Here is a 24,586-nt window from a genome sequence, read left to right as displayed (position 1 = left end):
CGCTATACAGAAACGCTTTGCGTGCTGTACCGCCGAAACCTTTGCCATGGGCAAAGAAACTTCATAACGATAACGCGCCGTCTCTCTATGGCGGCCGGGCATTTTGCCTGAAACTTAAGGTAAAGAAAATGGCTGCTTTTTACACCGAGCATACCGGCAGCCAACCTTGAATGGTTACATAATAACCATATCAACAGCTTAATCTAAACTTTATCACCTGCGCAATAAGTGCCTATTAATACATTTTGGCACGAATAGTCACTTAACGTGATTCTGGTTAAGGTAGCGCGGGTTGCCCCCGGTGTACAGCCACCTAATCCCTTAGAATTGCAGGTGGTGATCCTGCTCACACTCTTAAGAATAGGTGTTAGTCGGCCGCCTGTTTAGTGGAAAAATGCGACCAAGCCCCGTGAGCAATACCCTTTTGCAAACTCAGCGCTCTTCGCCAGGCACCTCATCTGGATTACGTTCCTGCGGGTAAAACGTCTGTTGCTGTTCGGCCATGCTCACCAGCAGTTGGCAAGGTTCAAAACGTTCGCCGTATTGTTGTGCCAACAATCTGAGTGTTTTCACGACCTTCTCCACCCCCAGACTATCCAGATAGCGGAAAGGCCCCCCGAGGAATGGCGGGAAGCCGATGCCAAACACAGCACCAATATCACCATCGCGTGGGTTACGAATTATCGATTCATCCAGACAGCGTGCTGCTTCATTCAACATCATCATGGTACAACGCTGTGCTATCACCGAGGACTCGATATGGGCTTTCGGCGTCACACCCAGCAAGACATAAACACTGGTATCGACTTGTTTATCCTGTTTTTTCTTCCAGTTAATACCTTTGGTTGCTGCCGGATAGAGATAAAAGCCACGGCCATTTTTACGCCCTTTCCGTCCATCCTTCAAGATGACATCAAATGATGGAGGTGCAGCAAAACGCGGCCCTAGTTGCTCAACCAGAATCGGCATGATTTTGGTACCTACATCAATACCAACTTCATCCAACAGTGTGATCGGCCCAACCGGGAAGCCAAAATTCACCAACGCTTTGTCAACAGAATCGATAGGTTCACCGTCCAGTACACAGCGAGCAGCTTCGTTGATATATGGAGCCAGAATTCGGTTTACATAAAACCCAGCGCAATCAGCCACGACAATAGCTGTTTTACCTTGTTTACGCGCCAAAGCTACTGTGGTTGCGATAGTTTCTTCGCTGGTTTTTGCATGAGGAATCACTTCAACCAGCGGCATTTTATCTACCGGGCTAAAGTAGTGCAGGCCGATCACCTGTTCTGGTCGCTGTGCCTGCGCAGCAATTTGGCTTATCGGCAATGAGGAGGTATTGGAGGCAAAAATGGTATGTGCTGCGCCGAAACGTTCGATATCAGCAACCATTTGCTGCTTCAATGATAAATCTTCAAATACAGCTTCAACTACGATATCAACCGAGTCAAAACCGCAATAATCTGTGCTGCCGGAAATCAGCATCATCTGGCGCTGCCGTTCAGCCGGGCGCATACGCTTACTGCGAACCCGCTTGCCTAAGGCATCCCAAGTGTATTTTAGCGCCTGATTAATCCCTTGCGGATTAATATCTTTGATACGTACCGGCAAGCCTGCGCGAGTAGCCGTTACATTGGCAATTCCGCCCCCCATCAAACCGCCACCCAAGACCCCAACACGATGAATAGCACGAGGCTGCGCTGTACCACCGGTCTCCTTTTTCAGTGATGTTGTGGCAAAGAACAAGCTACGCAAAGCAGATGACTGGGGAGACATGGCCAGATCACCAAAGGCTCTGGCTTCCGCTTCATAACCACTGGGGCCACCGTAGTCCAATCCTTTACGCACCACATCAATAATGCGCTCCGCCGCCGGATAATGGCCCTTGGTCTGCGCCAGCGTTTTTTTACGCACAATCTTAAACAGTAATGCTTTACCCAATGGGCCGCTAAGTAGACGTTCCTGCCAAGGTAAAACTGGCCTATCGAGCCAACCCGCTTTGGCCCGTTTGACCGCCACATCTAACAAGATATCGAGGGGCACCGCATCGTCCACCAGCCCCATCTTAAGCGCCTGGCGCGCGCGGACTTGTCTGCCGGTAAGAATCATATCCAGTGCTTTGCTGACACCAATCAACCGCGGCAAGCGTTGTGTACCACCCGATCCGGGCAACAGACCCAGTTGAACCTCTGGCAAACCGAGTACCGTTTTGTCATCTAGCGAACAGATGCGACTATGGCACGCTAGCGCCAGCTCCAAACCACCGCCCAGGCAAGCACCATGGATAGCAGCCACCACCGGTATGGGGAATGCAGCGATCTGCGCTAGAACAGATTGCCCTTTCTGTGCCAATACACGCGCATCGTGCGCGGTACGGCAAGCGGCAATCATGGTGATATCAGCACCTGCAATAAAAGAGTCTGGCTTGCCAGAAATAATAACCAGCCCCTGCAATTGTGATAAAGCCTGCGTTTGTTGTAGTATCTCGGCAATTTGCTCTGCAAATTCAGCCTTTAAGGTATTCACTTTGTCACCAATAACATCAATGGTGATCACACCGATATTGTCTGGCCGCACATTGAGGGTAAAGACCGAGTCGGTTGGGGTACGGCTATCCCCTGAGGCTGTTTCACTACCGCTGTTAAGTAAATTTTCCTGACCCATTACTCCACCTCCAAAATCATCGCGGCACCCAACCCACCGGCAGCACATGCCGTCGTTAGCCCTAATCCTCCGCCACGGCGACGCAATTCATTTAATGTTTGGGTAATCATCCGGGCGCCTGTGGCCGCAAAGGGGTGACCGTAGGCAATCGAACCACCCAATACGTTGAATTTGCTCATATCAACTTCACCAATAGCCTGGCTACGACCCAATTTTTCACGCGCGAAAGTATCACTGGCAAACATTTTCAGGTTAGCCAGTGTTTGTGCCGCAAATGCTTCATGCATATCGATAAGGGTCAAATCAGCCAGCGTGATGCCGGCACGGTCTAGTGCCAGTGGCGTGGCATAAGATGGGCCTAGCAGCATATCTTGCCAGACATCGATGGCGGAAAAGGCGAAACTGCGCAGATAACCCAACGGTTGCAAACCTAACTCTTTTGCTTTCGCTTCACTCATCATCATCACGGCTGCGGCACCGTCCGTCAAAGGGGTGCTGTTGGCCGCCGTGACACTGCCATGTTGGCGATCGAATGCGGGGCGTAACTTGGCATATTGCGCCATAGTGGAATCTTTGCGGATATTGTTATCTTCGGTAATAGCATCACGGTAAGGCGGGATATAAGCCGTCATCACCTCATCGTGTAATAACCCTTGCTGCCAGGCAATCGCTGCCATTTGGTGCGATCGTAGCGCCAGAGCATCCTGATCTTCACGGCTGATACCATAGGTTTTTGCCATCTGCTCTGCGGTATCCCCCATGCGCAAGCCGGTAGAGTATTCAGCCACTGCCGGGGCAACAGGAAGCAAATCGCGTAACTTTAAGCGGCTGAACAACTTCAGGCGCTGGGAGAGGGTTCGCGCTTTATTAACATCAACCAAGGTTCGTGCCAGTGCTTTACTGACACCAATTGGCAGCACGGAAGAGGAATCGGCACCACCGGCTATCGCCACCGTGACTGAGCCTGCAATAATACTTTCTGCCACATTGGCTACCGCCTGAAAACTGGTGGCGCACGCGCGTGAGACACTGTAAGCATCGGTATGCACACTCATGCCGGTACCCAACACGATTTCACGGGCAATATTTGGCGCTTCAGGCATCTGCACCACTTGACCGAATACGAGTTGATCAATTAACTCAGGAGCAACGCCACTTCTGGCCAGCAACTCACTGACCACAATTTTGCCTAAGTCGACGGCCGGTACGCCATGATAAGCAGTTGCTTGCTTGGCAAAAGGGGTCCGCAGGCCGCTGACGATTGCAATGCGATCGCCCTGGCGCGTCACTAGCGGTAATGGCTTACTCATAAACGCTCCTGATAAATAGAGTGGCTTTTAGTTAAGCATAACAAATAACAGGTCTGACCTGATCTAATTATTTTTAACCAAAAATTTACATTTGGTAAACCTACAGAACAGGAAAGTGAGAGCAGGAGCAACTTTTAGCGACAAAATCGTGGGAAAGATGAATTGGGGATGGGGAAGAATGATGAATCTAACGCAATAAATTTACAGAGGAAATTAGACAAAAATAAACGCGAAGCAAAAGGCTTCGCGTTAGAGATCGGTTCAACTTACCTGAGTTGCGGTGACTACCGGCATGAATTAACGCAGACCCAGCTGGAAAATCATGGTTTCTGCCTGGCAGGCAAAAGTAAAGTCGATGGTTAAACAAACACCGCCGTCCTTCTCTTCCAATTTATGCTCAATCAAGCAAGGTTCTGACTCAACAGCACGCGCTTTTTCGGTCAGCGATTTCAGCATCGCTTCAGCTTCAGTACGGTTGTCAAACACACAACTGTAAGAGGCCGTGCAATCAGTATTATCCATTATAGTACCAACATCTATACAGCAGCAGGCAGCAGTTTCTTCCGCACTACAGCGATTAATTGCATCTGACATCTTCAATTCTCCTCAACGGACATTTCAAAATAGGTGCAAATTGCCAATTCGTTAGTGCAAATAGCACAAAAAGGCATGGCGCAAAAAAAATATTTTCTCTGTCATTATTTTACTACCGTCGGTCACTTGGCACTAGGACTTACTGTTTATAGGCTTATTAAGTGATAAAGGTCACAGTCAAATTGTATGCTCATTCATTGATAATGTAATAATTGATACTAAATTGTGAGTTTTTTGTTAACTGCGTCTATTTTTTGCAATCAAAACTGAACAAATCCCAAAACATACTTGCAACACTGACACAGGTCGGACCTATACTTCAGCCACTGGTCTGCTTTGTCTGACCGATAACGGACCCTACAATCCCGCATTCTCTTGTTACGGTGTGTAACATTAATTAAAACAATGAGGTTTTGGTCATGAACCAGAAAAACCTGTTTACCCGATCAGCTCTGGCAGCTGCAGTGGCAATCATATCGTCGAACGTTTCTGCGGCTGGCTTCCAGTTGAATGAATATTCAGCCGCTGCATTGGGGCGTTCTTTCTCTGGTGAAGGCGCCGTTGCCGACAACGCATCAGTTGGTAGCCGTAACCCCGCAGCAATGACTTTGTTCGACCGCCCTTCTTTCTCTGGCGGCTTTGTTTATGTTGATCCTGACGTCAATATTAGTGGGACATCCCCCATTTCAGGCAGAAGTACCGATGCCAATAACATCGCGCCTTCAGAGTGGATCCCAAATATCCACTTTATTATGCCACTGAATGAGCAATGGGCAATTGGTGCCTCTGGTACCTCAAACTACGGTTTGGCTACTGAATTCAATGACGACTATCCTGCGGGTTCCCTTGGCGGTCAGACTGATCTGAAAACCGCCAACCTGAACCTGAGTACCGCGTATCGCCTGAATGAAAACTTCAGTTTCGGCCTGGGCTTTAATGCAGTGTACGCCGATGCGAAGATTGTACGCCATCTCGGTGAAGTTGGTCCGTTATCGGGTCGCCCTGCTAATACCGAAGTTACCCGTATGGAAGGTAAAGAGTGGGGGTATGGTTGGAATGCGGGCGTGCTGTATGAAGTTGATAAGGAAAACCGTTATAGCTTCACTTACCGCTCAAAAGTGAAAATCGACTTTGATGGCGATTTCAGCAACCAACTGCCACCACCAAGAGGCACTGGCGGTAATACGATCCCGGGTGCTTTAACTCTGAACCTACCAGAAGTCTGGGAAGTGTCCGGCTATAACAAAGTGGCACCACAGTGGGCCATTCACTACAGCATGGCCTACACCAGTTGGAGTCAGTTCCAAGAACTGAAAGCAACCGGCACTAATGGCCAGACACTGTTTGAAAAACATGAAGGCTTCCATGATGCTTACCGTATCGCGCTGGGTACCACTTATTATCACGATGATAATTGGACCTTCCGTACCGGTATTGCCTTCGATGACAGCCCGGTTCCGGCAGATAACCGCACTATCTCAATTCCAGACCAAGACCGTTTCTGGATCAGTGCGGGTACTACCTACGCCTTCAACAAAGATGCCTCAGTGGATGTTGGTATTTCCTATATGCATGGCCAAAGCGTGCATATTACTGAAAAAACACCAGCGGCAGTGGGCGGCACTACTTATCAGTTCGACTCTAAAGGTACGGCACTGCTGTACGGCGTGAACTTTAACTACGCGTTCTAATCAGCGGATACTGGCAATTCCTTTGCCCATAAAAAAGCGCCTTTCGGCGCTTTTTTATTATTCGAATCAGGTATCAGAATCAGTTGGCTGAATCGATACTGTCCAAATCACCCTGAATAGCTTGTGCATTCGAATTGACTTCCGGTTTCAACTGCCCGCCGTTCGCCAGGAAATCATGACGTTGGAAGTAGGCATCGCGCACCATCAGATAAGGATCTGACGAGTTACGCAGCAACCCATCGGAATCCAATAGCTGAGCACGGGTTTCAATCCCTTCTACCATCCATTTACCTGCCGACATCCAGAACGTGAGATAGCTCAACACCGGATAAACGTAATCAGCCGCATTCCCCCCATCCTCACGAATGGTGAAGCTGCCATAGCCCGGTAACACTACATACGGGCCGTAACCAACATTATAATGGCCCAGTGTACTGCCAAAGCGGTGAGGGACTTGTTTAGCCAGCTTAGGGTTAGCCATACTCGCCACATCTATCAAGCCACCCATGCCCAAAATAGTATTCAGGAAGAAGCGGTTAAAGTGCTTCATGCCATTATACGGGTCACCCACCAAGAAGCTGTTGACCATACTGGCTGGCTCTTCAAGGTTACTCAGGAAGTTACTTGTGCCGTTACGTGCAGGTTGTGGCACGTAATCACGCCAAACTACGGCTACCGGGCGCACCACGTAAGGATCAAGAACCTCATAGTTAAAATTGAACATTGCCCGGTTAAAACCTTCCAGCGGATCTGAGCGGCCCTGCTCCATATGATCCGGCGAGCTACTGGCACACCCTACTAATAGCACGGTGGCAAAAGCCAGCACAGTCAGGCGGTAGTTCATAATCTTCTCCATGAAATTCTGTCCAGCCCCTTACGCTTAAGGGATCTGTTTGTTTATCTGTACATTAATTGTTTGTGGCTTTGCTGTCCCACCGAAACTCTGCACGCTGCTCTCACCAAACCAGTCACCCGATTGCGGATTGGCCGTACCATCTTGCGAGAGACGTGCCCGCACTTTCACCTGAGACAACGAAGAGAGCAAACGCTCTGGCATCATTGCATTACTGTCATCCAACGTTACTAATAACGGGAATCGGCTCACAGGCAGTTGTTTGACGGCAACCGGTACCGGGTTTGCTCCATCGGTTACCGATATAATCAGGGTTCCCTGCTGAGGTAATTTCTGAGCGGCATCAGAGGAGAGTGAAACCTCTATTCCCAGTGTAGCTGTTTCCTGCCCAGCCTGTGATTTGGCTTGCTGGATACTGCGTTTTATCACTTCTATGCGGGAATCGCCAGCAGGCAGCAATTTTAGCATAACTTCCCATGCACCAATGGCTTGTTTAAAGTCACCCTGCTCAAAAGCATTAAAAGCTAATAAACTCATGGCGCGCAGATTGGTATGATCCTGTCCAACCATCGTTCGCAACATCTGAGTTGCCAGCTGATTATCTTGTGGATCGTTGGAACGTGTCAGCACCTCAGCATAACCGAGTCTGACATCTTCATTATCGGGCGCAAGCTGATAAGCTTTAGCAAAAGCTTGGGTTGCGGTAGTGGCATTATTCAGTGCCATCCCCACCCGGCCAAGCATCATCCAATCATTGACGTTAGCAATATCTTGCTGCAAAGAAGTACGCAAGCCCAGCCCTAAACGTGCGACCTCTTCCATACTCAAAGGCTCCGCCCGCTCATTGGCAACTCTGGCACGTAATTCAGGCATTTGTGCAACAACCTGATGCCATGCCTGCACCTGAGCCAAACCACCGGTTTTTAGGTATAACCCCACGGCGACCACCACCAGTATCACCACCCCGGGCAGTAACACCCAGCGGTTAATCGGGCTTATCTCCTCATCCGGTTGTTGGGGGATATCTGTCAGTAGGTTTTGTTGCAGTTCCTGAATCAGTTCAGGTCGCTGTTCTACCACGCCTTGCGCTTCATCTTCTGCCAGTTCAGATAACCGATCCTGATAAATAGCCTTGTTCAATTCATCCCGGGTGGTCGTCGGTGAATCCGTGTCTTGCCGCATGGCAGGTATAACCAACAAGGCACCCGCGACCGCCAGCAAAATGATCACTATCAGCCAAAAAGCCATTATGGTTGTTTCCTGTTTGTCTTCGCGTGTTTAGTCGGGATGCTGTGTTGCACCACCGTCGATTTTTCCACACCGCGAGCATGTTCGGCGAGCAGATGGTGTAACCGTTGCTGTTCCTGCGCCGACAGTGGGGTCTCTTTCTCCACTCGTCGCCGTGCACGTAATATCACCACTACGGCCCCAAATAGCACAAACAGAGCCGGCCCCACCCACAGAATCAGCGTTGCAGCCGTCACCGGCGGCTCGTAAGTGACGAAGTTGCCGTAGCGGGCCACCATATAGTCAATGACTTGCTGTTTGGAATTACCCTGCTGCATCAGTTCATACACTTTGGCGCGCATATCAGCAGCAATAATCGCATTGGAGTCGGCAATGCTGTTGTTCTGACATTTAGGGCAGCGCAGTTGTTCGGTCAGTTCACGATACTGCTGCTCTTGTGCCTCAGATTTAAAGGTGTAGGTATCGATGGCGGCAAACAGACTCCAACTCAGCATAAGGCCGAAGATCAGGCTTAGTAATCTCATGCGCCCCCCTGATACTTCTTATACAACGGCAGAATTTCTTGCAGCCAGACGCGATCGTTCAGATCACCGGCATGGCGATAACGGATAATTCCCTGCCCGTCGATCAGAAAAGTTTCCGGCGCACCATAAACCCCCAGATCCAGCCCTAACATGCCATCACCATCATACAAACTCAGCGCGTAAGGATTACCCAGCGCATTGAGCCACTGCACCGCTTTGACACGATCATCTTTATAGTTCAAACCCACCACACGGATGCCTTGTGCCGCCAGCTTATTCAGATATTGATGCTCAGCGCGGCAGGTCGGACACCAGGTTGCCCAGACATTAAGTAACATCGGCTTACCATCATGTAATACTGCCTGATCAAAGGTTTTCCCCGGTTGCTCAAGCGATTCAAGCTTGAACGTTGGCACCGGTTTACCAATCAGCGCTGACTCCAACATCGTCGGATCCTCGCCATTAGCATTGCGAGTCAATTGCACTAAAAAGGCCACAACTAGCAGTAAAAACAGTACCAGCGGAATAAACATCAGCTTATTGAATGAAAAGTGAGATTTCATTATTCAGCCTCCGATGCAGCACTGCGCTTTAACTTTTTGCTCATCCGATAGCGCGGATCAAGCATGCAGAAGATGCCGCCGATAGCCATAAATACCCCACCGAACCAGATCCAGCGGACAAAGGGTTTGTAATACAAGCGCACCGCCCATGACCCGTCATCCAGTTCTTCACCCAGTGCGGCGTAGAGATCACGGCTGAAGCCACCATCAATAGCGGCTTCAGTCATCATAGAACGGGCCACACTGTAATAACGTTTCTCCGCATGTAAGGTGGCTTCAGGTTTACCATGACGGGTGACATCAATAATGCCAACACCGCCGGTATAGTTCGATCCTTTGATATCGTGAACATCGCGGAACACGAAGTGATAATCGTGAATATCGATGCTATCACCAGCCTTCATGCGCACATCACGCTCAACACTGTAATTTTGGCTAAAGGCAATACCGATCACCGTCACCGCCACACCCAAATGCCCCAACACCATGCCCCAATGACTGCGAGATAAGTGCGTTAAACCACGCCAAAAACCATGGCGGTGAGTTGCTCGCTCATGCAACTCCATCAATGTCAGGATAATGACCCAGATAGACATCATCAAACCGACCACGGTCATACCGGCAATAGTGTCTTGCAGCAGCCAGGGTATCAATATCGACAGCAGCAAGGTGATGACCAGAGCCACACTGAGGCGTTTCCAGAGTTTACTCGGCTCATCACGACGCCAACGCACTAACGGCCCAATCCCCATCAGCAGTGCCATTGGGGCCATCAACCAGGTAAACATGGTATTAAAGAACGGTTCGCCGATTGAAATACTGCCCAGTCCCAGTTGCTTGTGTACCAATGGCAACAAAGTACCCAGAAGCACCACCAACATTGCGGCAATCAGCAGCACATTATTACCGAGCAGGAAAGTCTCGCGTGAGAACACCTCATGCTGAGTACGGCTGCGCACTTGTGCGCCTTTAACTGCATACAGTAGCAATGAGCCACCGATAACAATCACCAGATAAGCCAGAATAAACATGCCACGAGCCGGATCAGAGGCAAAAGAGTGTACCGAAACCAATACGCCGGAACGCACCAGGAAGGTGCCCATTAGGCATAGAGAGAATGCCGTAATCGCCAGCAATACCGTCCACGCTTTGAATGTGCCACGTTTTTCGGTCACCGCCAGTGAGTGAATTAACGCCGTACCTGCCAGCCAAGGCATAAACGAGGCATTCTCAACCGGATCCCAGAACCACCAGCCGCCCCAGCCTAATTCATAATAGGCCCACGCCGAACCGAGCACGATCCCCATGGTCAGGAACACCCATGCCGCTTGAGTCCACGGCCGTGACCAGCGCGCCCAAGCACTATCAAGTCGGCCAGCCATTAAGGAAGCTATCGCGAAAGCAAAAGCTACCGAGAACCCCACATAACCCATATAAAGCAGTGGCGGATGGAAAATCAACCCGACATCCTGCAACAACGGATTTAAATCATTACCGTCAATTGGGAAGTCCGGCAAGGTGCGGGTAAACGGATTTGACGTCAGAATAATAAACAGCAGGAAACCGCCGGTAATCATCCCCAGCACCGACAGCACTCGGGCTACCGCATCATCCGGCATTGAACGGCTAAAGAGCGCAACGGCCAGCGACCAGCAACTTAGCAGCAACACCCACAGCAGCAGCGATCCCTCATGTGCGCCCCAGGTCGCCGCAATACGATAATAAACTGGCAGGTGTGAATTTGAGTTCGCCGCCACATAGGAGACAGTGAAATCATTCACCACAAACGCATACACCAGACATATAAATGACAGCGCGATGGTAGCGAACATACCGTACGTCAAGGGTCTGCCAACCGCCATCATACGGGCATCTTGACGCGCAGCGCCCCATTGCGGATACAAACTCAGCAATAGCGAGATAGCCAGTGCCAGGCATAACAGAAAACTCCCCATTTCAGGCATCATGAGGCATTACCCTCACGCTTAGTGCTACTGTAAGCCTCCGCTGGGCGGGTGTGGTTTTCCTTCATCGCCTCTTTCACTTCTGGTGGTGTGTATTTTTCATCATGCTTTGCCAGCACTTCTTTCGCATTTACCGTATTGCCCTCAGCGAATACACCTTGCGCTACCACCCCCTGCCCCTCGCGGAACAGGTCCGGTAAAATACCGGTATAAGTGACGGTGATTGCGCCGCGCGCATCATAAACCTTGAAACTCATTTCCAGCGTCTTATCATCACGTTTCACCGACCCCGGCATCACCATGCCGCCGATACGTAAACGCTGACCTATTTCCGGCTTCTCGTGGCGCTCCCCTTTACCCTGCAAGATTTCGCCAGGGGTATAGAACAGATCGATATTGGCACGCAGTGCGTACAACACCAGAGTGGTGGTCAGACCGATACCGATCAAAACCACCATCGCCAGATAGAGCCGACTTTTTCTACGTGGGTTCACTGCTGTTTCTCCTGCGAACGGGCGGAATGCTGAGTCTGATTTGCCTGCCGAATGCGCAGCTCCCGCGCCTGACGACGCTGAATATCCGCTAATAATTGTTTGTGCTGCCACAGCGTATGTCCCCACAAACTAAGCAGAGACAGCAAAGTAACCGCCGCCGCCAGCCAGACATAAAAGGCATAGCCGCCCATGGCGAAAAATGCCGCCCAAGAGTTAAAGGCCGGACTCATAGACGTGGCTCCTTACGCAATAGGGCGCTTACCCAAGGGCGATGGCGCTCTTGCTGCAAAATCAAGTTGCGCAGGCGCATTAATGTCAGAGTAATAAAGCACAACAAATAGCCAAAAATCGCCCAACGCAACGGTGAACGCATACTTGGATCAATGCTTTGCTGCATGTTGGTGGAACCTTGATGCAAGGTGTTCCACCACACCACGGAGAAATGAATGATTGGAATATTGACCACACCGACCAGCACCAAAATACCCGCAGCCCGCCCAGCCAACTTGCGGTCGTCAAATGCGTTATACAGCGCAATCACGCCAAGATAGAGGAATAGCAACACTAACTCAGAGGTCAATCGCGCATCCCAAATCCACCAGGTTCCCCACATCGGTTTACCCCAAGTAGAACCGGTGACCAAGGCAATAAAGGTAAACACCGCGCCGACCGGCGCCATGGCGGCGACGACGTTATCAGACATTTTCATTTGCCAGACCAGGCCGACAAGTGCCGCAATCGCCATCGACATATAGATCCCCATCGACCAGATCGCCGCCGGGACATGCAAGTAAATGATACGGAAACTGTTGCCTTGCTGATAATCAGAGGGGGCGAAACCAAATCCCCACACCCAGCCCACCATCAAACAGACCACAGCGGCAATACCCAGCCACGGGACAAACCGACCACACAGCGTATAGAGCCGCTCGGGTTTAGCGAATTGATGAAACCATTTCCACATTTTTCATTGCTCACAGTAAAATTGGACAGGCATCACTCAGTGGCAATGCCGGCGCAGGGTACGGCGCACAATCTGCTCTGACTGCGTTGGCTACCGTGCTTAAGCTTCTGAAAATTATTATATTTTAACTACAGATTTCTTTTAAGAAATTGTTACCTTCTGAGTGGCATTCAACTGCTAGTGCACACTCACTCTCAATGCAGCGGCGGTGGCAAAAGGCGCAAGTGTTACACTCCCCGCGAGCATTGCCCCCAAAATCGCCAGATACCCATCAATCGGCAGTGACATAGAAGCCGCATCAATGGCCGCAGTAGCAAATATCAGCACCGGGATATACAGCGGCAACACCAATAAACTCAGCAGCACCCCTCCCTTGCGTAACCCCACCGTCAGTGCCACACCAATAGCCCCGATAAAACTTAAGGTTGGCGTCCCCAACAGCAGCGTGAGCGCCATGGCAATCGCGGTATTACTATCAAGAGACAGCAAGAGAGCGACCAGCGGAGATAAAATAAGCAAGGGTAATCCGGTAACGACCCAGTGAGCACACACTTTGCCTAACACCGTGAGTGCCAGTGGCGCGGGTAACAACAACAACTGTTCAAGGGAACCATCGTAGAAATCATCGCGAAATAGCCGCTCCAAAGAGAGTAACGATGCAAGCAATGCCGCCACCCAGACAATCCCCGGAGCAATACGCGCCAATAATTGCGGTTCTGGGCCTATCCCTAACGGAAACAGCGTGATGACAATCAGAAAAAACCAGAGCGGGTTAACTATCTCTGCCCCTTTTCTAAAGGCTATTTTTAATTCACGACGCAACACGCTGATAAACATTAATTCTCCTGCGTGTTGGTTAAACGGATTTTACGCACACTCTGACCAACACCGTTCAGATCCTGATGTGTGGTAAGCAGTACCATGCCACCGTTAGCTGCATGTTCAACAAACAGATCTAACAGGGTAGCAACCCCCTGCTTATCAATCGCGGTCAACGGTTCATCCAGAATCCATAGTGGAGCCTTGCTCAACCACAAACGGGCCAAGGCCACGCGCCGTTGCTGCCCAGCCGATAATTGAGATACCGGTAAATCCTCATAACCCACCAACCCGACCTGAGACAAAGCCTGCCAGATTGCGGCGCTATCGACCTTTTGTAACACCGACTGATAAAACGCCAGATTTTCAAAAGGCGTCAGTACCGACTTAACCCCCGGTTGATGGCCTAAAAACAATAAATCCTGATGATACTTAGCGCGATCTCGGCGAATATTCGCCCCCAACCAGCTCACCTGCCCTTCATCTGCATCGGCCAGTCCGGCTAAAATCCGCAACAGACTGGTTTTACCTGCACCATTTTGCCCCTCGACCTGCACTATCTCCCCAGCAGCCACACAAAAGCTTAACTGTTGGAACAAGCTTCGCTCATCTCGGATGCAGGTCAGGTTTTTAGCTTCCAACATGAAGGATTGGTTTCCACCGTAGGATTGTTGTTTCAGGAAAACTGAATGATAACATAAGGCTTAATCCTTACGTAGCGTGGGCCTAACCCTGACCCTACCCTTATAGAGGTATTATTCGGTATAAGATCAAATTTCTGTAGAAAAAACCAACAACATTAACGTTGGGTTACTTTTCTCCCTCTTCTGATGGCTATTTTACTCCGCCCAACAAAGACACACTAACAACTCACCATTAGCCCGCGAATAATAAATAGCGACTACGCTTATTATGTCGACCTTCCCTTATTTTTTGTGTTCCAACCACCACAATTATTTATCTACCAACTGGGAAATCCCTATGAATGATGAAAAACTGTCGCAGAATAAGGGTGAATTGAAAGTGGAAAGTGAGGAACAAAAGCAGGGAAAAGAGATAGAAATAAATGAGAAGGAACTTCCCTCAAAAGCAGCCGCAATCCATGAATTGATCCGCCTCGAGGGGCAAAAAGAGTTAGAGCGCGACAGCTTTGCACTGCTGTGGTCTGCCATTGCTGCCGGCCTTTCAATGGGGGCATCGCTTATTGCCAAAGGCATTTTTCACGCAAAACTACCTGACTCACCGGCAAGTTTCCTGCTGGAGAATGTCGGTTATACCTTTGGTTTTATTATTGTCATTATGGCCCGCCAACAGCTATTTACCGAAAATACCGTGACCGCGGTACTGCCCATCATGCAAAAACCGAGTGGGCAAAACTTTCTTCTGTTATTTCGCCTATGGGGGTTGGTACTACTGGGCAACCTTATCGGTACAGGAATTGCGGCCTATTCCTTTATCCATATGCCGGTGTTTGATGAGTCGACCCGCGCATCATTTGTCACTCTGGCACAAGGGGTGATGGAGAATTCGCCATCTGAGATGTTTGCTAACGGCATATTTTCCGGTTGGATCATTGCCACTATGGTATGGATGATGCCATCAGCAGGAGGCGCTAAGATCTGGGTCATTTTCCTGATGACCTATTTAGTGGCGCTATGCGACCTTACCCATATTGTGGTTGGTTCGGTCGAAATCTTCTATCTGGTATTTAATGGCTCATTACCCTGGCAGCAATTTATTTATCCATTCGCGATTCCAACATTGGCAGGCAACATTATCGGCGGTACTTTTATTTTTGCCCTGATAAGCCATGCGCAGATCCGCAGTGATATGACCCATCAACCGAAAAATGGTGATAAGGCAGCCAAAGACACTCCGCCCCCCTCTGAATAGCACCAACTTAACCACTGTGTTAACGTGATAATTTCGTACTAGCAAAGAGGTACAACTAATGCATTTCTCTTCGATCGAGGATATCAGAGCGGCTATTGATGGCATAGATTCGCAAATTGTCGCGTTAATCGCGCAACGGAGCCAATGTGTAAAAGCGGCCGCCGCATTTAAGCAGGATCAGAACGCAGTACGGGCGCCAGATCGGGTGCAGATGGTAATAGATCGTGTCACAGCAGAAGCCAGCAAAGCGGGATTAGCAGAAGAGATCATAGAGAAAGTTTACCGGACGATGATCAATGCTTTTATCGACTATGAACTTGAACAACATCGGCGCTTAGGGCAAAAGTAAGCGGGATTCAGTTATCACTGTTCCACTAACAGGTGGTAACAGGGTATACCGACAATTTTTAATAAAATCCCCTTAGTTCAGCCAATCATCCTTATATCATCTAAACCATAAAAAATGCCATGACGTGGCAGGATTCAAAGATAGCTACACCGATACACCCGTAATTATTTACCTGGGTTACTGGCCACTTGGCTATTCTTTAATGCGGTAAAAAGTGTAAAATATGTGAACATCAATATAGCAGACTTTTATTTGTCACTTTTTTATATTTATTCAATTTAATTTCAAGAGGTTAACGTGCCGGATTTACCAAACTGTCCAAAATGTAGTTCTGAATTTACATGGCAAGAAGGTGAACAACTGAATTGCCCGGAATGTGGTCATGAGTGGTCGGAAAATAGCCCTTCAGCCACCGGCCAAGACGACCTGGTGGTGCGCGATGCCAACGGTAATTTGTTGGCTGACGGTGACTCAGTAACTGTTGTTAAAGACCTAAAAGTAAAAGGCAGTTCTTCAACGCTGAAAATTGGCACCAAAGTGAAAGGCATCCGCCTGGTTGAAGGGGATCACAATATCGATTGTAAAATTGATGGGTTTGGTCCAATGAAGTTGAAATCAGAGTTCGTTAAGAAGAGTTGATATTTTAATCAATGAGTTACCCCCAAATAGAAATGTAGCCTCTGGGGGGATTGCCGTTGGTTGCTGAGTTTACTGGACACGAGTGGCGACAGCCTCGTGTCCTTAATTAACCTATTCAAATTAACTTATTCACTTCTCACGTCAGCCTGATACTCGATGTTGTTAATGGCTTACGGCAAAAAAACAGTTATAAGGCTAGATAGCTACAACTGTGCCGATAAACATCGTTTTTCGGTTATTACTATCACTTAATCACTCTAAGTTGGTGACAGAGTAACCAAACAGCCAGCTAACCGCTTATTATCTGGATAAAAATGCGTATAATGCTCGGCAGTACACTTCAGCGGCAGTCACTCTGCCAATGTCCGGGTCCCCGTAGTTAAACGGATATAACAAGCCCCTCCTAAGGGCTAGTTACTGGTTCGATTCCAGTCGGGGACACCATTAGCACTTCTCAGCACATCCCACCAAGTCTATAAAACCCTGTTAAAACAACGATATCGACAAAGACTAAACAATATGGATTTTCCAGAGAATCGAACTGGGTAGACTGCTTACGCTCCCTACTTTGAAGCTCAGTACAAAGAATGAACAATCAAGGTTGAAACACTAAAACAAAAATTGCCTAACGACTACCAGCAGTGGAAACACACAGAGTTTTTAGCTCATTTACTCCAGATAAAACATCACCAGCCAACCCATTCCCCTCACTATATGGACTTTATCTTCACTTTATTCCTCGCTGGCATATAATAAATATTTATCATATATATCAATAAATAGAGTACAAATCTCCTCTATTTTTACCCATAAAACTCACTATTTATCACTCTCTGCTTGTCAATTTAGATATATCGATCTAAATTAGATATATCTAAATTGTTTAGATATATCTAAAGGAGAGTCATTATGTTTGGTTTTTCAAAACGTGGTCATCATCAGGGCGGCGAACACCATGAAGGGCAGCGCCACTGTGGCGAAAGGATGCATCGCGGAGGTCGTCATCATATAACCGCTGAAGGCGCTGAAGCAGTAAGGGGCAGCAGGCGTGGTCGCGGTGATAAAATGCATCGCTTGTTCGAACATGGGGATTTGCGCATCGTCCTCTTAGCGCTGGTTGATAAAAAACCGAGCCACGGTTACGAGCTGATTAAGGCAATTGAAGAGGCGTCCTCCGGGCTCTATGTTCCAAGCCCTGGGGTTATCTACCCAACGCTAACCCTGCTAGAAGAGCAAGATTTTGTCACGCCAGTGGCAACCGGTAATGGCCGTAAAAGCTACCAGATCACTGATGCCGGTAAAGTTGAATTACAACAAAATCAACAGATGGTGGATGTGATTTTCTCCCGCTTGGCACAGGTAAATCGCCGGCCAGAAGGGAATCTGGCAGAAGGTATTTCTGATGCTATGCATCGCTTACGCCACATTCTACGTAGCAGTATGATGCGTTCTGATGTCGCACCAGAGCAGGTTTTACGCATTAACGCCGCACTACTGGCGGCGGTAGAAGTGATTGAAAAAGAGTTAGCACCGCCTTCGGCTACAACTGATGAAAAAGATCAGGAGAAAAGCTGATGCCGGGATATCGTTATCGCATCACCATTGAGCCGCTGACCGACCGCAAAGGTGACGCTATTGAGAAAGCCCCGCTAACGTTCGAAGCCGAGAATCATGACGAGATCCTCGGCATCATCGAACGGTTACAAATGCGGGAAGATATAGACTTCGGCAAAGAGAAAACCGCAGCATTTGCTCTCGGGCTGAAACTGTTTTCAGAAACGATGCTGGAGAACCGTAAACACCCGCTGTTTGCACCGCTGCGCACCGCATTTACCGATTTCATGATTCATCTGAAGAAAGGCCCGCACGATAGTAATGATAGTGCCGGGTAATACGTCATAAGGAGAAAATGGACCCGCTCCCGACTATATTTATCCACTGGGGATATCGGCTATAGACGATATCCCGGCAGATGACTTAATCCAAATCGGCACCGTTACTGGCAATAACTTTTTTGTACCAATAAAAGGATTTCTTTCTCTTACGGGCTAAAGAGCCCTTGCCCTGATCATCACGGTCAACATAAACAAAACCATAGCGCTTGCTCATTTCACCGGTAGAAGCAGAAACCAGATCAATACAACCCCATGAGGTATAACCCATTACCGGAATGCCATCAACAATGGCCTCCCCCATAGCTTTGATATGCTCACGCAAATAACTGATGCGATAATCATCTTCAATCTCGCCTTGCGGGTTAATTTCATCCTTGGCACCTAACCCATTCTCAACCAAAAATAGTGGTTTCTGATAGCGGTCGTACATCATATTCATGGTGATGCGTAAACCTAAAGGATCAATACCCCACCCCCATTCACTGGCCTCAATGTGAGGATTTTTCAGCGATTTTACGATATTCGCCGCACTGCTGTTATGGTCGTTCATATCGGCCGACGCACAGCGGGAGGCATAATAACTAAAGGAGACAAAATCCACTGTATGCTTGAGTATCTCGTCGTCACCCGTTTCAGTAACAATTGAAATCCCTTTCTCCCTGAAAAGCCGTTTGGTATAAGCCGGATAAGCACCTCGGGCCTGTACATCAATGAAAAACAGATTTTCACGGTCTTTCTCCAGCGCGGCCCACACATCCTCGGGTTTACAAGTGCGCGGATAAAAGTTCCCCCCCGCCAGCATGCACCCCACCTGATTATTCGGATTAACCTCATGGGCAATTTTTGTCGCCAAGGCACTGGCAAGCAACTCATGATGAGCAGCCTGATACTTTACTTGCTCCTGATTTTCCTGTTGCTCAAACACCAGCCCGGCGCCAGAGAACGGACTGTGCAGCAGGATATTAATTTCGTTAAAAGTGAGCCAGTACTTAACTAATCCATCAAACGCCGTAAAACATGTGCGCGCATAACGAGCGAAGAAATCAACCATCTTCCGGTTACGCCACGAGCCGTATTCTGTGACCAGATGCATGGGAACATCAAAGTGGCACAGCGTCACCAGTGGCTCAATATTGTACTTTTTACACTCGGCAAAAAGGTCGCGGTAAAATGCAATGCCCTGCGCATTCGGGGTTAACTCATCACCGTTAGGGTAAATCCGACTCCATGCGATTGAGGTACGAAATACGGTGAACCCCATTTCAGCCATTAACGCGATATCATCTTTATAACGATGATAGAAATCGATCGCTTGATGACTGGGATAAAACTCATCATCTCTTAGGGTAAAACGCTTCTCCTGCCCCAGTTTTACTGCCAAACGGTGTGGTCCATGAGGGATCATATCAACCGTCGTCAGCCCTTTTCCACCTTCAAAGCAAGCACCTTCGGCCTGGTTTGCGGCTAATGCGCCGCCCCATAAGAAACCGTCGGGAAATGTTGATACTGGCATTACATACCTCGTATTTAGTTAATTTTTACTGCGCTTGGCGCAACAGCAGAATGGGCGGTATCACTTTCGCTATTTTCAACCGGGATATCTTCAAAACCCAGCAACAGCGTGGTAATAAACGAAATCACGATGGCCAGAATCATCACACCAAACACCCATACGATACTCATTGGATTGGCCGGATCGAAGAACTGGACACTGGTAAATAATCCAGGGGACGCCATCGAATGACTTGCCAGCCCACCGATTCCGGCGACTGCACCACAAATAAAACCACTAATAAGACTGGCGATCAGCGGGCGTTTAAGACGCAATGCCACCCCATAAAGTGCCGGTTCAGAGATACCCGCGACAATCGCTGATGCGGCAGCAGCCAGCGCCGTTTGGCGCAATTCCGGGTTTTTGGTTCGCCATGCGACAGCCAACGATGAGCCACCCAGTGAAAGATTAGCGCCAATCTCTGATGGCATAACCATGCCCTCTTTGCCGGTCTCCGCAATGGTCTGAATAATGGTTGGGGTAAAGACACGGTGCATGCCGGTCATAACCAATAAAGGCCAGAGTGCCCCCATAATCGCTACCGAGAGCCAGCCCAGATAGTCATGAACGGTGTACACTAACGAAGAAATACCGCTGCCGATCCAAATTCCCAGAGGGCCAATAAACATGATGGCAATAGGCGCGGAAATCAGCACAATTAACATTGGTTTAAGGAAGTTTTTGGTCACCGCCGGTGTAATGCGATCCACCCATCTTTCAATATAAGATAGCAGCCAGGTCATACATAATGCCGGAATAACGGTATAGGTATACTTCACCGCCGTGACCGAAATGCCCATAAACTCAACTTGTTGGCCTTGTGCAGCTTTGGCCATTAAATCAATAAAGGCGGGATGAACCAACACCCCGGCAATGGCGATAGCCAGTGACATATTGGTTTTAAATTTGAGTGCGGCAGAAGCAGCAACCATAACCGGAAGGAAGAAGAACGCCCCGTCACCAATGACATTGAGAATAATCAGTGTCGATGAGCCTTTGCCAAAAACACCGGTCATATCCAGAATCATGGCCAACAGTTTGACCATTGAACCACCGATAATGGCAGGAATCAGAGGTGACATGGTGCCAATCAGCGCATCAAGGATCCCCGCGCCGATGCGTTTCAAGGTTATTTTATTTTTTTGCGGCAGCGTATTTTCAGCTACCAGGCCTTCCGGCAGCAGTTTTAGCACTTCAGCATAGGCATATGAAACGTTATTACCAATAATGACCTGACACTGGTTTTCATTGCGCACCACACCCAGCACACCGGTGATGGACTTCAACTTCGCCAGATCAACCGCACTATCATCGTTAAGCACAAAGCGTAAACGCGTCATACAGTGGGTCACCGCCGCGATGTTATTCGCCCCACCAATGGCATCGACTATCGATGCAGATACTGCGGCATAATTCTTTGACATGAGTAGCAACTCCCCGTAATGACGCACGCCGAGCTAAGCAAACCATTTGCCATCGAAGAGGGACTATCCTCACCAGCATAAATGGTAATTAGCTATTATATTCATAGTGTTATTTAAATATTACCTGCCGATACACCCTTGCTTTTAGTTATTATCAGGCAACTAGGTAACCGGTTCCACACGAGAATCTTAAATTACTGACTGCAATTCAATAGATGGAGTAATTAAATTCTTATTTTGTGATAACGATCAGCATTAATTAGGCGTGTTATTGTGCACGACAGTAGTTGTGAGCCTAAAGAACTGAGTATTGCCAGTCAGCCGCCAGTCTATAGCGCATGGGCCAGAACCCAATTGGAACAGCATGTCTACCCGCCCATAGGGTAAGTGAATATTGCTAACAGCCGTGCAGTTTCGAGGGCGAAAGGTATAGAATGACAATAATTTTCAACGGGTAGGAAAGACCTATGTCTACAATGCTAGAAGTGGCAAAAAAAGCAGGTGTCTCGAAAGCCACTGTTTCGCGTGTTCTGTCAGGCAAAGGCTATGTCAGTGAAGTGACTAAAGCGCAGGTATATAAAGCGATTGAAGAGAGCGGATATCGACCAAACTTGCTGGCAAGAAATCTGGCGACCAATAAATCACAATGCATTGGTTTGGTGGTGACCAATACTCTTTATAATGGTAACTACTTTAATGAAATACTGTCTCAAGCGGCCAAAAAATTAGAGAATAATGGCCGTCAACTGGTGCTGGTTGACGGGAAACACAGCGCGGAAGAGGAACAAGAAGCAATCCAATTCCTGCTCGACTTACGTTGCGACGCAATAATAATTTATCCCCGATTTTTAACTGTGGATGATATGGATCTTATTATTGATAAATATAAGCAGCCCATTATGGTGGTCAACAGAAAATTAAGAAAAAACCACAGCCACTGTACTTTCTGCGATCATAAAGGGTCCAGTTATAATGCGACAAAATATCTCATTGAGCGGGGCCATCAGGATATTGCATTTATCACCGGCTCACTGGATTCACCAACAGCGATTGAGCGCCTTTCTGGATATAAAGAAGCATTAAATGCATTTTCTCTTCCGCTGCGCGATAACCTTATTATTCAAGGAAAATGGACCCCGCTCAGTGGTGCAACTGCGGTAGAATCGTTATTAGCCAGCCAACAACCATTTAGTGCGATTATCGCCAGCAATGATGATATGGCAATTGGTGCCATGAAAAGATTAAATCAGGCAGGGATCAGCGTACCTGAAGCGGTCTCTCTTATTGGCTTCGACAATATCCCCATTGCACCTTTTCTAAGTCCATCGTTATCCAGTATTAAAGACCCCGTCAGCGGTATGATAAATGACGTCATTAATCGGCTAATTTCAATGCTGGACGGAGGATATTTATCAACTGAAAATATATTTCAGTCCGAACTGATTATCAGGGATTCAATCAGTGACGGGCCATATTTAAGCCAATTAGCGCTCAACCATCAATAAAGCGCCCAGTTCACTGGGCGTATATTGGGCATAGCAAGGAACAGCTGGTGTTTATAGCCCATCCTCTCGGCGATCACTGGCTATTGGTGGCACCGATGATGCTCTCTCAACCACAATACGGCGGACCTTATAGCCGGTGATACCCAGTATTAGCGTGACTATCGGCGCGGCAATATTAAATACCGCAAATGGCAGATAGCCCATGGTGGATACACCCAATACCGCCGCCATATAAGCACCGCAAGAATTCCAGGGAATCAACGGAGAGGTGACGATACCGGCATCCCCCACCAGGCGTGAGAGATTTTCAGGTGCTAACCCGCGTTTGGCAAATTCACCGTGGAATAACCGTGTTGGCAGCAATAAAGCAATATATTGATCACCCGCGACGATATTAAGCCCAATGGCCGTAGCAACCGCCGAAGCAAAAAGTTGCCCAACAGTTTTAGCCCGCAACAAAATCGGGGTTACCAGTTTATTAAGCAGGCCAAAGTCATCCACCATAATACCGAATGTCACTGCACCGATAATCAACCAGATAGTCAGCAGCATGCTGTCCATTCCCCCACGCGACAACAATGCATCCATCTGTGGAATACCGGAGTTCTCCTGAAAACCATTAGCCATCGCCAACCAAACGCCCTTCACCGCAGCAATGGGTAACGCGGTATCAGGTTCAGCAATAAAGCGCGCAATGGCCTGCGGCTGAATAAATGCTGCCATCACACCAGCCAATAACGCCGCGCTAATAATGGCCAACGGTGCCGGGACTTTACCGACGGATAATCCAAGCAAGAATACCAGTGGCAGTAAATTCCACGGCGTAATGTTGAATAACTCATCAAATCGGGCTAATTCGGCGTGCGTAATTGTGGCATCAAAGCTGGCTTGTTGATTGATACCCAATATGATGAATGCTACCAAAGCAACCAATGCGGCAGGAATTGTGGTCCAAAGTTGTGCCTGTATATGGCGATACAATTCAACACCATTCAACTGTGCGGCCAACACAGTACTTTCGGATAATGGCGAGATTTTGTCACCCACATAGGCACCAGAAATCACGGCACCTGCGGTTATCTCTGGTGAGACACCAATCATATTGGATAACCCAACCAACCCTACCCCAATGGTTCCCGCCGTTGTCCAGGAGCTGCCAATACTTAGAGAAACCCCGACACAAACAAGAAATGTAATGGGGAAAAACCAATTTGGTGTAATCAGAATAATGCCGTAATAAACTAAAGTCGGTATCGTCCCCGACATGTTCCAGGTCCCAATTAATGCACCAACAGCAAGTAAGATAAATATCGCGCCAACCACTGTTGATATTCCCTTACGCGTGGATTGGGCAATATCCTCCCATACATGACCATTCTTCATAATGATTACAGCGGTAATCATGGTGCAAAGAATAAGCGCGACCTGTAATGGTCCATTGACGGCATTTAGGCCAAACAGAGCGACAGATGCGCCGACGAGTAACACCAACGACAACATCGGAATAATGGCATCTAAATAGGAGGGAGGCTTGATAGTGCGCGTTTTTTTGGGAACATTGGCCATATATACCCCACAAACAATTAAATACGACTAGTGAGTCAGATCAATCTTTTAATGATGCTTGCACGCTACGGC

General features: G+C 48.3%; 23 protein-coding genes and 1 tRNA gene. 8 read left to right on the top strand and 16 right to left on the bottom strand.

Going from position 1 to position 24,586, the window contains the following annotated elements; translation table 11 throughout:
* Positions 1–432 precede the first annotated feature (432 nt).
* The 3 genes from fadJ to V1953_RS06360 all read right to left on the bottom strand — a co-directional run bounded on the left by fadJ (position 433) and on the right by V1953_RS06360 (position 4,571).
* On the bottom strand, positions 433–2,667 hold the full coding sequence (fadJ, locus tag V1953_RS06370; RefSeq protein ID WP_442850766.1) for a fatty acid oxidation complex subunit alpha FadJ: 2,235 nt from the start codon (positions 2,665–2,667) through the stop codon (positions 433–435).
* Entirely contained in the window at positions 2,667–3,977 is a 1,311-nt protein-coding gene (gene fadI, locus V1953_RS06365) for an acetyl-CoA C-acyltransferase FadI (RefSeq protein ID WP_083158210.1), read from the bottom strand. Before fadI ends, fadJ begins: the two co-directional genes overlap by 1 nt.
* 297 nt (positions 3,978–4,274) lie before the next feature.
* A complete protein-coding gene (locus tag V1953_RS06360; RefSeq protein WP_083158209.1) occupies positions 4,275–4,571 on the bottom strand; it encodes a YfcZ/YiiS family protein in 297 nt (98 codons plus the stop codon).
* Positions 4,572–4,990: 419 nt separating this feature from the next.
* Between V1953_RS06360 and fadL the strand changes: the two genes are divergently transcribed.
* Positions 4,991–6,262: a long-chain fatty acid transporter FadL gene (gene fadL / locus V1953_RS06355; protein ID WP_193784622.1), complete on the top strand. Its 1,272-nt coding sequence runs from the start codon at positions 4,991–4,993 to the stop codon at positions 6,260–6,262.
* Positions 6,263–6,341: 79 nt separating this feature from the next.
* Here fadL and mlaA read toward each other — a convergent pair whose 3' ends face one another.
* The 10 genes from mlaA to ccmA all read right to left on the bottom strand — a co-directional run bounded on the left by mlaA (position 6,342) and on the right by ccmA (position 14,335).
* Positions 6,342–7,106: a phospholipid-binding lipoprotein MlaA gene (gene mlaA, locus V1953_RS06350; RefSeq protein WP_083158207.1), complete on the bottom strand. Its 765-nt coding sequence runs from the start codon at positions 7,104–7,106 to the stop codon at positions 6,342–6,344.
* A 36-nt stretch (positions 7,107–7,142) separates the two neighbouring features.
* Complete coding sequence (gene ccmI / locus V1953_RS06345) at positions 7,143–8,363, bottom strand: c-type cytochrome biogenesis protein CcmI (protein WP_372569403.1); 1,221 nt, start codon at positions 8,361–8,363, stop codon at positions 7,143–7,145.
* Positions 8,363–8,887, bottom strand: a complete 525-nt coding sequence (locus tag V1953_RS06340) for a cytochrome c-type biogenesis protein (RefSeq protein ID WP_372569404.1) — start codon at positions 8,885–8,887, stop codon at positions 8,363–8,365. Before V1953_RS06340 ends, ccmI begins: the two co-directional genes overlap by 1 nt.
* Entirely contained in the window at positions 8,884–9,450 is a 567-nt protein-coding gene (locus tag V1953_RS06335) for a DsbE family thiol:disulfide interchange protein (protein WP_083158204.1), read from the bottom strand. The genes V1953_RS06340 and V1953_RS06335 overlap by 4 nt, the downstream gene beginning before the upstream one ends.
* On the bottom strand, positions 9,450–11,417 hold the full coding sequence (locus V1953_RS06330; protein ID WP_083158203.1) for a heme lyase CcmF/NrfE family subunit: 1,968 nt from the start codon (positions 11,415–11,417) through the stop codon (positions 9,450–9,452). Before V1953_RS06330 ends, V1953_RS06335 begins: the two co-directional genes overlap by 1 nt.
* Positions 11,414–11,908, bottom strand: coding sequence for a cytochrome c maturation protein CcmE (ccmE, locus tag V1953_RS06325; protein WP_032905922.1), 495 nt, complete (start codon positions 11,906–11,908; stop codon positions 11,414–11,416). The genes V1953_RS06330 and ccmE overlap by 4 nt, the downstream gene beginning before the upstream one ends.
* On the bottom strand, positions 11,905–12,138 hold the full coding sequence (ccmD, locus tag V1953_RS06320) for a heme exporter protein CcmD (protein ID WP_442820649.1): 234 nt from the start codon (positions 12,136–12,138) through the stop codon (positions 11,905–11,907). The genes ccmE and ccmD overlap by 4 nt, the downstream gene beginning before the upstream one ends.
* A complete protein-coding gene (locus tag V1953_RS06315) occupies positions 12,135–12,872 on the bottom strand; it encodes a heme ABC transporter permease (protein WP_083158200.1) in 738 nt (245 codons plus the stop codon). Before V1953_RS06315 ends, ccmD begins: the two co-directional genes overlap by 4 nt.
* Positions 12,873–13,049: 177 nt before the next feature.
* Complete coding sequence (gene ccmB, locus V1953_RS06310) at positions 13,050–13,709, bottom strand: heme exporter protein CcmB (RefSeq protein WP_083158199.1); 660 nt, start codon at positions 13,707–13,709, stop codon at positions 13,050–13,052.
* Complete coding sequence (ccmA, locus tag V1953_RS06305) at positions 13,709–14,335, bottom strand: cytochrome c biogenesis heme-transporting ATPase CcmA (RefSeq protein WP_083158198.1); 627 nt, start codon at positions 14,333–14,335, stop codon at positions 13,709–13,711. Before ccmA ends, ccmB begins: the two co-directional genes overlap by 1 nt.
* Before the next feature lie 337 nt (positions 14,336–14,672).
* Between ccmA and V1953_RS06300 the strand changes: the two genes are divergently transcribed.
* The 6 genes from V1953_RS06300 to V1953_RS06275 all read left to right on the top strand — a co-directional run bounded on the left by V1953_RS06300 (position 14,673) and on the right by V1953_RS06275 (position 18,464).
* The gene (locus tag V1953_RS06300; protein ID WP_083158197.1) at positions 14,673–15,584 is read left to right on the top strand and encodes a formate/nitrite transporter family protein; all 912 of its coding nucleotides are present in this window, start codon (positions 14,673–14,675) and stop codon (positions 15,582–15,584) included.
* Between the two features lie 58 nt (positions 15,585–15,642).
* The gene (locus V1953_RS06295) at positions 15,643–15,933 is read left to right on the top strand and encodes a chorismate mutase (protein WP_083158196.1); all 291 of its coding nucleotides are present in this window, start codon (positions 15,643–15,645) and stop codon (positions 15,931–15,933) included.
* A 297-nt stretch (positions 15,934–16,230) separates the two neighbouring features.
* Complete coding sequence (locus V1953_RS06290; RefSeq protein ID WP_442850765.1) at positions 16,231–16,572, top strand: zinc ribbon domain-containing protein YjdM; 342 nt, start codon at positions 16,231–16,233, stop codon at positions 16,570–16,572.
* A 369-nt stretch (positions 16,573–16,941) separates the two neighbouring features.
* A tRNA-Arg gene (locus V1953_RS06285) sits at positions 16,942–17,016 on the top strand.
* A 465-nt stretch (positions 17,017–17,481) separates the two neighbouring features.
* A complete protein-coding gene (locus V1953_RS06280) occupies positions 17,482–18,147 on the top strand; it encodes a PadR family transcriptional regulator (protein WP_083158194.1) in 666 nt (221 codons plus the stop codon).
* A complete protein-coding gene (locus V1953_RS06275; protein WP_372559531.1) occupies positions 18,147–18,464 on the top strand; it encodes a DUF3861 domain-containing protein in 318 nt (105 codons plus the stop codon). Before V1953_RS06280 ends, V1953_RS06275 begins: the two co-directional genes overlap by 1 nt.
* 85 nt (positions 18,465–18,549) lie before the next feature.
* Here the strand turns inward: V1953_RS06275 and V1953_RS06270 are convergent, their stop codons facing one another.
* Both V1953_RS06270 and ascF read right to left on the bottom strand, forming a co-directional pair.
* A complete protein-coding gene (locus V1953_RS06270; RefSeq protein ID WP_083158192.1) occupies positions 18,550–19,980 on the bottom strand; it encodes a 6-phospho-beta-glucosidase in 1,431 nt (476 codons plus the stop codon).
* A 14-nt stretch (positions 19,981–19,994) separates the two neighbouring features.
* Positions 19,995–21,443, bottom strand: a complete 1,449-nt coding sequence (gene ascF / locus V1953_RS06265; RefSeq protein WP_193784621.1) for a PTS cellobiose/arbutin/salicin transporter subunit IIBC — start codon at positions 21,441–21,443, stop codon at positions 19,995–19,997.
* A gap of 467 nt (positions 21,444–21,910) precedes the next feature.
* Here ascF and V1953_RS06260 point away from each other — a divergent pair, with 467 nt between their 5' ends.
* On the top strand, positions 21,911–22,948 hold the full coding sequence (locus tag V1953_RS06260) for a LacI family DNA-binding transcriptional regulator (RefSeq protein ID WP_083158190.1): 1,038 nt from the start codon (positions 21,911–21,913) through the stop codon (positions 22,946–22,948).
* Between the two features lie 51 nt (positions 22,949–22,999).
* Here V1953_RS06260 and V1953_RS06255 read toward each other — a convergent pair whose 3' ends face one another.
* Positions 23,000–24,514: a Na+/H+ antiporter NhaC family protein gene (locus tag V1953_RS06255; RefSeq protein ID WP_083158189.1), complete on the bottom strand. Its 1,515-nt coding sequence runs from the start codon at positions 24,512–24,514 to the stop codon at positions 23,000–23,002.
* Between the last annotated feature and the right edge of the window lie 72 nt (positions 24,515–24,586).

The sequence above is a fragment of the Yersinia sp. 2541 StPb PI genome (genome assembly GCF_052217145.1).
Lineage (GTDB): Bacteria > Pseudomonadota > Gammaproteobacteria > Enterobacterales > Enterobacteriaceae > Yersinia > Yersinia enterocolitica_E.
The sequence above is the reverse complement of the archived record's forward strand: the minus strand, read 5'-3'. Positions and strand labels throughout refer to the sequence as shown.

Excerpts from the sequence above, each read along its gene's own strand:
- V1953_RS06300 (WP_083158197.1), top strand. The coding sequence starts at position 14,673 with ATGAATGATGAAAAACTGTCGCAGAATAAGGGTGAATTGAAAGTGGAA.
- V1953_RS06260 (WP_083158190.1), top strand. The coding sequence starts at position 21,911 with ATGTCTACAATGCTAGAAGTGGCAAAAAAAGCAGGTGTCTCGAAAGCC.
- ccmB (WP_083158199.1), bottom strand. The coding sequence starts at position 13,709 with ATGTTTATCAGCGTGTTGCGTCGTGAATTAAAAATAGCCTTTAGAAAA.
- fadJ (WP_442850766.1), bottom strand. The coding sequence starts at position 2,667 with ATGGGTCAGGAAAATTTACTTAACAGCGGTAGTGAAACAGCCTCAGGG.
- V1953_RS06280 (WP_083158194.1), top strand. The coding sequence starts at position 17,482 with ATGTTTGGTTTTTCAAAACGTGGTCATCATCAGGGCGGCGAACACCAT.
- fadL (WP_193784622.1), top strand. The coding sequence starts at position 4,991 with ATGAACCAGAAAAACCTGTTTACCCGATCAGCTCTGGCAGCTGCAGTG.
- ccmA (WP_083158198.1), bottom strand. The coding sequence starts at position 14,335 with ATGTTGGAAGCTAAAAACCTGACCTGCATCCGAGATGAGCGAAGCTTG.
- V1953_RS06340 (WP_372569404.1), bottom strand. The coding sequence starts at position 8,887 with ATGAGATTACTAAGCCTGATCTTCGGCCTTATGCTGAGTTGGAGTCTG.
- mlaA (WP_083158207.1), bottom strand. The coding sequence starts at position 7,106 with ATGAACTACCGCCTGACTGTGCTGGCTTTTGCCACCGTGCTATTAGTA.
- V1953_RS06270 (WP_083158192.1), bottom strand. The coding sequence starts at position 19,980 with ATGCCAGTATCAACATTTCCCGACGGTTTCTTATGGGGCGGCGCATTA.
- V1953_RS06255 (WP_083158189.1), bottom strand. The coding sequence starts at position 24,514 with ATGGCCAATGTTCCCAAAAAAACGCGCACTATCAAGCCTCCCTCCTAT.
- V1953_RS06360 (WP_083158209.1), bottom strand. The coding sequence starts at position 4,571 with ATGTCAGATGCAATTAATCGCTGTAGTGCGGAAGAAACTGCTGCCTGC.
- V1953_RS06315 (WP_083158200.1), bottom strand. The coding sequence starts at position 12,872 with ATGTGGAAATGGTTTCATCAATTCGCTAAACCCGAGCGGCTCTATACG.
- ccmI (WP_372569403.1), bottom strand. The coding sequence starts at position 8,363 with ATGGCTTTTTGGCTGATAGTGATCATTTTGCTGGCGGTCGCGGGTGCC.
- fadI (WP_083158210.1), bottom strand. The coding sequence starts at position 3,977 with ATGAGTAAGCCATTACCGCTAGTGACGCGCCAGGGCGATCGCATTGCA.
- ascF (WP_193784621.1), bottom strand. The coding sequence starts at position 21,443 with ATGTCAAAGAATTATGCCGCAGTATCTGCATCGATAGTCGATGCCATT.
- V1953_RS06330 (WP_083158203.1), bottom strand. The coding sequence starts at position 11,417 with ATGATGCCTGAAATGGGGAGTTTTCTGTTATGCCTGGCACTGGCTATC.
- V1953_RS06335 (WP_083158204.1), bottom strand. The coding sequence starts at position 9,450 with ATGAAATCTCACTTTTCATTCAATAAGCTGATGTTTATTCCGCTGGTA.
- ccmD (WP_442820649.1), bottom strand. The coding sequence starts at position 12,138 with ATGAGTCCGGCCTTTAACTCTTGGGCGGCATTTTTCGCCATGGGCGGC.
- V1953_RS06275 (WP_372559531.1), top strand. The coding sequence starts at position 18,147 with ATGCCGGGATATCGTTATCGCATCACCATTGAGCCGCTGACCGACCGC.
- V1953_RS06295 (WP_083158196.1), top strand. The coding sequence starts at position 15,643 with ATGCATTTCTCTTCGATCGAGGATATCAGAGCGGCTATTGATGGCATA.